Origin of the sequence: Eubacterium multiforme, from assembly GCF_030813415.1 — a bacterium.
In the GTDB taxonomy this organism is placed as follows: Bacteria; Bacillota; Clostridia; order Clostridiales; family Clostridiaceae; genus Clostridium; species Clostridium multiforme.
Window position 1 is genome coordinate 1 of record NZ_JAUSUF010000026.1, and the last position, 10718, is coordinate 10718.

Below are 10718 nucleotides of genomic sequence, written 5' to 3' on the forward strand. Positions count from 1 at the left end.
AAACACTCCTTCCCATTCCGAACAGGAAAGTTAAGCTCTATAGCGCCGATGGTACTGCATGGGAGACCGTGTGGGAGAGTAGGACGTTGCCAGGTCTATATTAAAAGAGATAGTAATTACTATCTCTTTTTTTCATGTATATATCACATATATAAAATTATAAGAAAAGAGGGATTTCTGTACTGATGAAAAAACCAAAGTTTTTCTCTATACTAAAACACAGAAAAAAAGAACTTAAAAAAGAGCAAATATTTAAAGATATTATAGCTGGAGTTATTGTTGCAATTATTGCATTACCACTTTCTATTGCACTTGGAATTTCTTCTGGAGTAACACCAGAAAAGGGACTTATAACAGCTATAATAGCAGGATTATTTATATCCTTATTTGGAGGAAGTAGAGTACAAATTGGAGGTCCGACAGGAGCTTTTGTAATTATAGTTTGCGGAATTGTAGAGAAGTATGGAATTGAAGGGTTAATAATATCAACTTTAATGGCTGGTGTTATCTTAATATTATTTGGATTATTAAGGCTTGGAAATTTAATAAAATATATTCCAAAAAGTATCACTTTAGGATTTACTTTAGGAATTGCTGTTACTTTATTATCTACTCAAATAAAAGATTTATTTGGATTAAACATAGTAAAAGTGCCTTCAGAATTTTTACATAAATGGAGTGCTTACATATCACACTTTAATGAAACTAATTTAGTTGCATTACTTATTGGAATACTTTGTATTGCTATAATAGTTTTATTTCCAAAAATAAATAAAACAATACCAGGATCACTTATTGCTTTAATTATATCAACATTAATAGTTACAGCATTAAGCCTAAATGTTCAAACAATAGGTTCTGCTTTTGGAGATATATCATCAACTATTCCTAAACCAACATTACCAGTGTTTACAATAGATAAAATAAAAATATTATTTATGCCAGCAATTACAATTGCATTTTTGGCAGCAATTGAATCTTTATTATCAGCTGTAGTTGCAGATGGAATGATTGATAAAAAACATAATTCAAATACTGAATTAATAGGACAAGGTTTAGCTAACATTGCATCATCTTTATTTGGAGGAATTCCAGCAACTGGTGCAATAGCTAGAACAGCTGCAAATATTAAAAATGGAGGAAGAACTCCAATTGCAGGTATAGTTCATGCTATTATGTTATTTTTAATAATGATACTTTTTATGCCTCTTATAAAATATGTTCCACTAGTTGCATTAGCTGCAATTCTTGTAGTTGTTTCATATAATATGAGTGAGTGGAGAGAATGTGTAAAAGTTATCCACAATGATAAGTTTGATGCAGTTGAATTGTTAACAACTTTTGTTTTAACTGTGACTTGTGACTTAGTTGTTGCAATTTTAGTTGCAATGGTAGTTCATTTTATAATAATAAAGTTAATTAATAAGGATAATGATAATAATATTGAAGTTGCATGTTAATAAGCTTTAAAAATGAAATTTAAAATAAAATTATAAATAATAAAAGTTTAGTATAAAAAGTCTTAATCACTATGATGATTAGGGCTTTTTTGTTTTTGGAAATTATAATGAAATCAAGAAATATGGATTATTTTGGGAAATGGTAGCTGGGATTTATTTTTCTATAATTAAAGGGGAGTTATAAATTTTATTTTTATTAATAAAACTTATTTTATTTGAATAATAATAATATGAGTTAATTTATTATTGGTATTTAAGAAATTATATGGAGGACAGAAGATGATAAAAGAGGTCTTTAATATTAAAAACTTAAAAATAAAGTTTAAAAATAAAGAAGGTATTAAAACAAATAAAATAGATTCTGTCAGTTATAGTCTTTCTTTATTTCATGAAGGAAGAAATTTTCAAGCATATAACATATTAGGAAGTAAATTTATTAGGGAAAATGGAATTTTAGGTGTTAGATTTACTGTTTGGGCACCAAGGGCTAAAAACATATATTTGGTAGGAGATTTTAATGGATTTTCTATAGATGAAAACTATAAAATGAGTAAAATTACTTCAAATGGAGTTTGGAGTATTTTCATTAAAGATATTAAATCAGGTACAAAATATAAGTATGGAATAGAAGATATTTATGGAAACATAAATTATAAAGCAGATCCTTATGCAGTTTTTTCTGAAGTTAGACCTAAAAGTGCTTCAATTGTATATAAAGAAGATAATTTTAATTGGAGTGATGATTATTGGATTGATAAAAGAAAAAATATGAATATTTATGAGATTCCAATAAATGTTTACGAAATTCATTTAGGTAGCTGGCGAAAGCAAGGAGAAAAATTTTTAACATATAAGGAATTAAAAAATATACTTCCTGATTATTTAGAAGATATGGGATATAACTATGTGGAATTTATGCCCCTTGCAGAATACCCTTTAGATGAGTCTTTAGGATATCAAGGGGTTGGATTTTATTCATTAACTAGTAGATACGGAAATTTAGAAGAGTTTAAGGAATTAGTTAATGAACTTCATAGAAGGAACATTGGGGTGATTTTAGATTGGGTACCAGGGCATTTCTGTAAGGATGGTCATGGACTTTATAGATTTGATGGCACTCCAACTTATGAGTATGAAGAAGGTTGGAAGGCTGAAAATAAGTTATGGGGAACCTCTAATTTTGACTTAGGTAAACCTGAAGTTAAAAGTTTTTTAATTTCAAATGCTTTATATTGGATTCTGGAATATCATATTGATGGCTTAAAAATCAATGATGTTTCTAACATATTATATTTAAATTATGGAAGAGAAGATGGAGAGTGGCTGCCTAATATTTATGGAGGAGAAAATAATTTAGAGGGAATTGATTTTATTAAAGAATTAAATAGAGCTGTTTTTATGGAATTTCCAGAGGTTATTATAATTGCAGAGGAATCTAAAAACTGGAATAAAGTTTGTGGAGATGAAAATCAAGGTGGATTAGGCTTTAATTTTAAATGGAATATGGATTGGAAAGACAGCATTTTAGAATACATTAAATTAAATCCTATATATAGAAAATACAATCATAATAAATTAACCTTTCCAATTACCTATAATTACTCAGAAAATTTTATTCTTCCAATTTCTCATGATGAAGTTAGTTATGGTAAAAAGTCATTAGTTAATAAAATGTGGGGAGATAACTGGAATAAGTTTTCACAGGTTAGGCTATTTTATTCCTATATGATGGGATATCCAGGAAAGAAGCTTATGTTTATGGGAAGTGAATTTGGACAATTAAGTGATTGGAGAGTAAATAAAGAAATTGAGTGGGAACTTATTTATAAATATCCAATTAATGAAAAATTACAGTTGTTTTTTAAGGAATTAAATAATTTATATAAAGATAATAAAGGGTTATGGGAATTAGATTTTGACCCTGAAGGTTTTAAGTGGATAGATATAGACAATAATAATCAAAGCATTATTTCTTTTTTGCGTAGAGGAAGAAGTAAAAATGACACTTTGATTTTTGTATCAAATTTTACACCTATCGTATATTACGATTATAGAATTGGTGTGCCTTACGAAGGAATATATGAGGAAGTATTAAATACTGATAATAGAAAGTATGGAGGTTCAGGACAAGTTATGAAGGAGCTACTAATTTCAACAAGAGAAAATTATAAAGAGTTTGAAAATAGTATAAAAATAAAGGTACCACCTATGGGAACTGTAATATTAAAGATGAGAAATAAGGAGGAGATTTGATGAAGGTTTTATTTGTTGGGTCTGAGGCTAATCCATTTATAAAAACAGGAGGACTTGGAGATGTTTTAGGGTCCCTTCCAAAATCATTAGCTAAATTAGGCACTGATGCAAGAGTAGTAATTCCTAAATATAAGAATATAAAGGAAAGTTTAAAAAATAAACTTAAATTTATAAAGTGGTTTATGGTTAAGGTTGGATGGAGAACTCAATATTGTGGAATTTTTAAGTATAAGGAAGAAGGTGTTACTTATTATTTATTAGATAATGAGTATTACTTTGGAAGAGATGGTCTTTATGGATATTATGATGATGGTGAAAGATTTGCCTTTTTTAATAGAGCAGTTTTAACCTTTTTAAAAGAAGTAGATTTTAAACCAGATATTCTTCATTGTAATGACTGGCATACAGGAATGATACCAGTACTTCTTAAAGTTGAATATACAAAGGATAGATTTTATGAAAAGATAAAATCTATATTTTCCATTCATAATATTAAGTTCCAAGGGATATTTCCAAAGGAAGTATTACCAGATCTTTTTGGATATGATTTAGAACTTTACTATAATGGTAGTTTAGCTTTTGATGATGGAATTAGTTTTATGAAGGGTGGAATACTTTATTCAGATAGAATTTCTACAGTTAGTTATTCCTATGTGGATGAAATTAAAACGGAGGAATATGGGGAAAGGCTTAATTATATATTAAAAGATAGGGAATATGCCTTAAGTGGAATATTAAATGGAATAGATTATAGTGAGTTTAATCCAGAAACGGATCCTCTTATATACTTAAATTTTAATAAAAATTCATTAGACAAAAAAAGAAGTAATAAAGAAGAGCTTCAAAGGGAATTAGGATTACCTATAAATAGAAATATACCTATGATTTCTATGGTATCTAGATTAACAAATCAAAAGGGGTTAGATTTATTAGTTGATATTGCAGATAAATTATTACAGCATGATATTCAATTAGTTATATTAGGAACAGGTGATTATCATTATGAAAATCATTTTAAAGGGTTAGCAGATAGATATAGAGATAAGGTGTCTTCAAATATTAAGTTTGACAATTCTTTAGCTCATAAAATATATGCAGCAACAGATATGTTTTTAATGCCTTCACTTTTTGAACCTTGTGGACTTGGTCAGCTTATAGCCCTTAGGTATGGTTCAATTCCAATTGTTAGAGAAACTGGTGGTTTAAAAGATACTATTTATCCATATAATCAATATAATGGTGTGGGAAATGGATTTAGCTTTAAAAATTACAATGCTAACGAATTATTAAATACTATTGAATATGCTTTAGAGATTTATAAAGATAAAAGCAAATGGGGTTCTATAGTTTTACAGGCTTTATCATCAAATAATAGTTTAGAAAAATCAGCTAATGATTATAAAGCAATATATAGCCAAATAATTGGTGATTAAATAGTCATAAAATCCAGAGATAGAGAGATGAGTGTGGAGGGGATAAGTATGCTAACCATTGATAAGAATACTTTCAAGAAGGCTTATGAGAAAAAATATTTAGAAATTCATGGAGAAGAGCTTTCAGAGGGGAGTAATTATAAAAAGTATGAAGCTTTAGGTAGTTTGGTTAGAGATTATGTTGCAGAAAACTGGATGAAGACTAATAAAAAGTATAATAGTACTGGAGAAAAGCAAGTATATTACTTTTCAATGGAATTTTTGCTTGGAAGACTTCTTGGAGATGCCTTACTTAATTTAGGAATTAGAGATGTATGTAGAGAAGCCTTAAGGGATTTAAATATTAGTTTAGAAGAATTAGAAAACTTAGAACATGATCAGGGCTTAGGTAATGGAGGTCTTGGAAGACTTGCAGCTTGTTTTTTAGATTCTATGGCATCTTTAAACATAGCAGGACATGGTTGTGGAATAAGATATAAATATGGATTTTTTGAACAGAAAATAATAGATGGAGTTCAAGTTGAGGTATCTGATAATTGGCTTAGGGACGGAAATGTTTGGGAAAAGAGAAAGAATGATAAAAAAGAAATAGTTAAGTTTGGTGGAAATATAATTAAAGAAGAAATAGGTGGAAAGTTAAAATTCACCCATGTAAATTACGAACCAGTTCTTGCAGTTCCCTATGATACTCCAGTTGTTGGATATGAGAATAATACTATAAATACTTTAAGATTATGGAGTGCTGAAACTGTAAATAATGAATTTGATTTTTCATCCTTTAGTAGAGGAGAATTTTTAAAGGCTTTAGATTATAAAAATTCAGTTGAAGCAATATCTCAGGTGCTTTATCCTGATGATTCTCAATATGAAGGTAAGATGCTTAGATTAAAACAGCAATATTTCTTCGTATCAGCAGGTATACAGGGGATAATTAGACATTATAAAAAACATGGTGGAGATTTAAAAAATTTAAATGAAAAAATAGCAATTCATATAAATGATACTCATCCAACCCTTGCAATTCCAGAGATTATGAGAATTTTATTAGATGAAGAGGGATTTTCTTGGGAGGAAGCTTGGAGAATAACAACTAACACAGTTTCTTATACAAATCACACAATACTTGCAGAGGCTCTTGAAAAGTGGCCAATTGATATGTTTAAGTCACTACTTCCAAGAATATATATGATAGTTAATGAAATAAACGAAAGGTTTTGTGCAGACCTTTGGAATACTTATACTGGACAATGGGATAAGATATCTCGTATGGCAATACTTGCAGATGGTCAGGTTAGAATGGCTAATCTTGCAATAGTAGGAAGTCATAGTGTAAATGGAGTTGCAAAGCTTCATACGGAAATACTTAAAAAACAGGAAATGAGTGACTTTTATTATTATTATCCAAATAAATTCAACAATAAAACTAATGGAATTACTCATAGGAGATGGTTATTAAAGACAAATCCTAAGTTAACTAAATTAATAGTAGATACAATAGGTGATAGTTTCATAAAGCATCCTACTGACTTAGAAAGTTTTGAAAATAAAGCTTATGATAAAAATATTCAGTTAGAACTTCATAAAATTAAAAGAGAAAATAAATTAAAATTAGCAGATACAATATATGAGAAAAAGGGTATTAAAGTTAATGTAGATTCTATATTTGATGTTCAAATAAAAAGAATTCATGCTTATAAAAGGCAAACATTAAACTGTTTAAGAATAATGGATTTATATAATAGATTATTAGAAAATCCAAATCTTGATATTGTGCCTAGAACATTTATTTTTGGAGGGAAGGCAGCTCCAGCATATAATTTAGCTAAAAATACTATAGAACTTATAAATAGAATTGCAGAAAAAATAAATAATGACCCTAAAGTAAATGATAAGCTTAAAGTTATTTTTTTGGATAATTACAATGTTTCTCTTGCAGAAGAAATAATAAGAGCCACTGACTTAAGTGAACAAATATCAACAACTACAAAGGAAGCTTCAGGAACTTCAAATATGAAATTTATGATGAATGGGGCAGTGACTATTGCAACATTAGATGGAGCAAATATTGAAATAAGGGATGAGGTTCGTGATGAAAACATCATTATTTTTGGATTAACCTCAGGAGAGGTTTTAAATTATTATAAAAATGGAGGGTATTCATCCTTTGATGTATATAAAAATAATTCAAGGATACAAAATGTAGTAGATGATTTAATTAATGGCAAATATCATTTTGATAGGGAAAGATTTAGAGCAATACATGAAAATTTAATTCCTTATAATGATGAGTTCTTTGTTCTTAAGGATTTTGATTCATATATAGAGGCACAAAATAAAGTTGATAAACTATATAGAGATATTAATACATGGCAAAGAATGTGTGGAATAAATATAGCTCATTCAGGAATATTCTCATCAGATAGAACAATACTTCAATATGCAAATGGAATATGGGGTTCAGAATTACTATATAAAAACTTATAATTTAAAAAATAGTATTATTTTTAGCTAATGCTTTAAAGATATTATATATGAAAATTTATTAATATTATTCAATATAAAAAATACTAGCAAAATCTTAATTTAAAGTAGAAGCTTTAAACTATTAAGACTATTAATGCTAGTATTTTTATTATTTTTCTTCTTCATAAACTAAATTATGTATAAATAATAAGGAACCATCATATGTTTATATAAGTGCTTTGAAAATTAGTTTAATTTAAAAATTTGATTAGTAAATAAAGGAAAACATATGAAGGGGAGAGATATATAATGAGCAAAAAAGAGATAGTGGCAATGATTTTAGCTGGTGGACAAGGCTCAAGATTAGGGGTATTAACAAAAAAATTAGCAAAACCTGCGGTGCCATTTGGAGGAAAATATAGAATAATAGATTTTCCTTTAAGTAATTGTTCAAATTCTGGTATTTATACTGTAGGAGTTTTGACTCAATATAAGCCTTTAGAGCTTAATTCACATATTGGAATAGGAGATACATGGGACCTTGACAGGAGAGAGGGAGGAGTAAGTATATTACCACCTTACCAAGAAGAAAAGGGTGGTAAATGGTATAAAGGTACAGCAAATGCAATTTATCAAAATATAGAATATGTAGATAGTTATGATCCAGAGTATTTATTGGTGCTATCAGGAGATCATATTTATAAGATGGATTATGATAAGATGTTAGAATTCCATAAACAAAAGGAGGCAGATGCAACAATTGCAGTAATTGACGTTCCATATAAAGAAGCAAGTAGGTTTGGAATTATGAATACGAGGGAAGATTCATCAATATATGAATTTGAAGAAAAACCTATATGTCCAAAGAGCACAAATGCATCAATGGGTATTTATATATTTAATTGGAAAACATTAAAGAGACATTTAATTGAAGATGAAGAAAATATATATTCAAGTAATGATTTTGGAAAAAATATAATTCCAAAGATGATAGAAGAGGGAAATAGGTTAGTTGCCTACCCATTTCAAGGCTATTGGAAGGATGTTGGAACAATAGAAAGTTTATGGGAGGCTAATATGGATTTATTAAAAATGGAAAATGAATTAAATCTATTTGATGAGGATTGGAAAATATATTCGGTTAATCCTGTAAGTCCAGCTCAATATATTGGAGAAAAAGCTGATTTAAAAAATTCAGTTATAGTAGAAGGATGTACTGTTCATGGAAAAGTTTATAATTCTGTATTATTTCAAGGTGTTTATGTTGGGAAAAATGCAGTTGTAAAAGATTCTGTAATTATGCCTAACTCTTATATAGATGATGATGTAGTAGTTAATAAAGCAATAATAGGTAGTGATGTAATTGTAAAAAAGGAGTCGCAAATAGGTAATGGAGAAGAAATTTCAGTTGTAGCTTCCAAAGAAAAAATAGATGCAGGGAGTGTAATTAGAAGAAAAAAATTGGTATAAAAGGAAGGGCGGATTATCGGGCATGAATAATTGTTTAGGAATAATAAATTTAGATGAAAATGAAGCTAGAATGGGAGAACTAGTTAGAAATAGACCTTTAGCCTCAATTCCTATAGCAGCTAGATATAGAATAGTTGACTTTATATTATCAAATATGACTAATTCAGGAATAGAGTGCATTGGAATTTTTGCAAAAAATAAGTCAAGATCTTTAATGGATCATCTAACAAATGGAAGACCTTGGGATCTTCATAGAAAAAAAGATGGATTAAAGGTTTTTAATTTTGGTGATGAGGATCCGTCTTATGATGATGTGCATAATTTCTCTGACAATATTGAATTTGTTAAGTATAGTAAAAGGAAATATGTTATTTTGGCTCCAGCTTATATGATATGTAATATTAATTTTAGAGAATTAATAAAAAAACATAAAAGAGATGGTAATGATGTTACTATGGTTTATAAAAATATAAATAATGCAAATAAAGAATGTATAGATTGCGATATATTAAATATAGATAGTAATGAAAGGGTTATAAGTGTTGGGGAGAATATTGGACAGGCAAATAATGCAAATATAAGTATGGAAATGTATGTTATGAGAACGGATTTATTTATAGATATTGTTAATGAATCTATTAGAAGTGGTATGTATAGGAAGATAAAACAATTTATTCATTCTAATTTAGATAGATTAAATGTTAGAACTTATGAATTTAAAGGATACTTAAGTTGTGTAAATTCATTAAAGGCATATTATGATGCAAATATGGATTTTCTAAAAGAAGAGGTTAATAAAGAAATATTTTGTAAGGATAGACCTATATATACAAAAATAAAAGATGAAGGACCAACACAATATACAAATAATAGTAATGTGTCAAATTCATTAGTAGCTAATGGGTGTTATATTGATGGTGAAGTTAAAGATAGTATAGTATCAAGGAGAGTATATATAGGAAAAGATGTGAAAATAAAAGATTGTATAATACTTCAAGGTACAACTATTGAAAAGGGCTCTGAATTAGAAAATGTAATTGCAGATAAAAAAATAAAAGTATATAAGCATGAACGTTATATAGGATCTAAGAATTGGCCTATTGTAATACAGAAAATAAATAAATATTAGATAATTAAGTAGAGGTGCTATAAATTTAGTTTTATTAGCACTTCTTTTTGTTGGTGAAATTAAGTTGTAAAAATAACAAACTATATAAAGTGTGAATAAATAGTTTATAAAAAATTTCTAAAATGTGAATAAAAATAGATAACTATGTAAAATATATCTAATACATAACCAGGTGTATCATAATAAGAAATTTGAAGAAAAATGAAGAAAAAGATAATTATATGTAATTAATCTAAATTAATAGTAGAAATATAATTAATATATATTTTTATATGTGTTATTATAAATTTCGTCGCTGATGCGGAACAGTTTCACAGAAACAAAACAATATTTTACATTAAATAAGTTAAAAATACTTTTTAAGAAAAATATTGACACAGTTCTTCAGAAGTGGTAAGATAAACAAGTCGCTTAGGGGCGACGAGATAAAATGGTCTTTGAAAATTGAACAGAATATATAGAATACATTTAGAACCAGCAATTCTTTTTATTAAAGTAAGTTTTATGAGT

Annotated in this window: 5 protein-coding genes, 1 rRNA gene and 1 pseudogene; all 7 read left to right on the forward strand. The window is 27.9% G+C overall.

All coding sequences use genetic code 11. The features are described from left to right. A 5S ribosomal RNA gene (rrf, locus tag J2S18_RS16205) occupies positions 1 to 95 on the forward strand; the annotation flags it as partial. Between the two features lie 90 nt (positions 96 to 185). Then, a pseudogene (locus J2S18_RS16210) lies at positions 186 to 1397 on the forward strand (SulP family inorganic anion transporter); the annotation flags it as partial. A gap of 342 nt (positions 1398 to 1739) precedes the next feature. Next, positions 1740 to 3713: a 1,4-alpha-glucan branching protein GlgB gene (gene glgB, locus J2S18_RS16215; RefSeq protein WP_307488396.1), complete on the forward strand. Its 1974-nt coding sequence runs from the start codon at positions 1740 to 1742 to the stop codon at positions 3711 to 3713. Then, positions 3713 to 5146 carry a glycogen synthase GlgA gene (glgA, locus tag J2S18_RS16220; protein WP_307488398.1) on the forward strand — a complete coding sequence of 478 codons (1434 nt, stop codon included), beginning with the start codon at positions 3713 to 3715 and terminating at the stop codon, positions 5144 to 5146. The genes glgB and glgA overlap by 1 nt, the downstream gene beginning before the upstream one ends. 48 nt (positions 5147 to 5194) lie before the next feature. After that, the gene (locus J2S18_RS16225) at positions 5195 to 7630 is read left to right on the forward strand and encodes a glycogen/starch/alpha-glucan phosphorylase (protein WP_307488400.1); all 2436 of its coding nucleotides are present in this window, start codon (positions 5195 to 5197) and stop codon (positions 7628 to 7630) included. 288 nt (positions 7631 to 7918) lie between these two features. Beyond that, entirely contained in the window at positions 7919 to 9079 is a 1161-nt protein-coding gene (locus J2S18_RS16230) for a glucose-1-phosphate adenylyltransferase (RefSeq protein WP_307488401.1), read from the forward strand. Positions 9080 to 9101: 22 nt separating this feature from the next. Beyond that, positions 9102 to 10208, forward strand: a complete 1107-nt coding sequence (glgD, locus tag J2S18_RS16235; RefSeq protein ID WP_307488402.1) for a glucose-1-phosphate adenylyltransferase subunit GlgD — start codon at positions 9102 to 9104, stop codon at positions 10206 to 10208. Positions 10209 to 10718: the final 510 nt, after the last annotated feature.